At 67.4% G+C, this 1116-nt stretch carries 2 protein-coding genes; both read right to left on the bottom strand.

Annotation, left to right across the window (positions count from 1 at the left end; genetic code table 11):
• Positions 1-2: 2 nt before the first annotated feature.
• Entirely contained in the window at positions 3-485 is a 483-nt protein-coding gene (locus tag EOA27_RS37520; protein WP_126081907.1) for a (2Fe-2S)-binding protein, read from the bottom strand.
• A 56-nt stretch (positions 486-541) separates the two neighbouring features.
• Positions 542-1116, bottom strand: a 575-nt coding sequence (locus tag EOA27_RS37515) for an FAD binding domain-containing protein (protein ID WP_127258846.1), incomplete at its 5' end; no start/stop codon positions are given.

The following is a 1116-nucleotide window of genomic DNA, read 5'->3' as shown; positions in this document are numbered from 1 at the left end:
CCTCAGGCGGCGTTCTGCGAGTTGGCGCGCGCGGCAACCAGCACCGCCTGGATGATCGGCTCGTAGCCGGTGCAGCGGCAGATGTTGCCGGACAGCGCCTCGACCACGTCGTCGCGGCTGGGGTTCGGCGTGCGGTCGAGAAGCACTTTTGCCGCCATGATCATGCCCGGCGTGCAGAAACCGCATTGCGTGGCGAAGGCATCGAGGAAGGCGCGCTGCAGCGGATGCAGCACGCCACCCTCGGCAAGGCCGGCCGTCGTCTTGATGTCGGCGCCGTTGCAGGTCTCGGCCAGCGTCAGGCAGGATAGCCTCAGTTCACCGTCAATGATGACGGAGCAGGCGCCGCAGGTGCCCTGATGACAGCCGCCCTTGGGCGAGGTGTCGCCGATCTTGTCCCTGAGCGCGTGGAGCAGCGTCGTGCCGCTCTCGATGAATTCAGCCTTTTCGGAGCCATTGAGCGTGAATTGAACCGGGACCTTCGCCATTTTTCCTCCCTGCGCGCCTGCCCGGATGAACCGAACAGACGCGAATCCCCCACGGATTAATTCGACAACAGCCGGCCGAGATGAACCGGCAGGACCTCGGTGCGATACCAGGCACTGGCGATCGGGTCGGTGATCGGCGCAATGCCTTCGCCCGCGGCGGCAAGCGCCGGCGCGATTTCCCGCGGCGTGAGCTTGCAGCCGAGCAGCGCCTTCTCCGCCGCCGTGGCGCGGATCGGGCGATCGGCCATGCAGCCCAGCGCGATCCGCGCCGAGACCACCGTGCCGTCGGCCGCAAGTTCCAGAAGCGCGGCGATGCTCAGCACCGACACACCCTTGGGTTTGACGCGCGACACTTTCAGGAAGCGGAAGCTCTCCGCCCCGGGCAATGCAAAGCCGACAGTGGTGACGATGGCGCGACTGGTGTCGCGATTGGCCAGGAAGGTCTCGATCGGCGTCTCGCCGTCTTCGTTGACGACGGTCGCGCCCAGCGCCAGCAGTGCCACGGCGAAATCGCCGTAAGGGGCAGGGGCGAACAGATTGCCGCCGACGGTCGCCATGTTGCGGATCGCCGGCCCGCCGACGGCGCACGCGGCCGGCGCGAGTGCGGCAAGCTCGGGATGGCTGGCAATGG

It is taken from the genome of Mesorhizobium sp. M2A.F.Ca.ET.037.01.1.1 (genome assembly GCF_003998075.1).
GTDB lineage: Bacteria > Pseudomonadota > Alphaproteobacteria > Rhizobiales > Rhizobiaceae > Mesorhizobium.
This window is presented reverse-complemented; position numbering and strand designations above follow the sequence as displayed.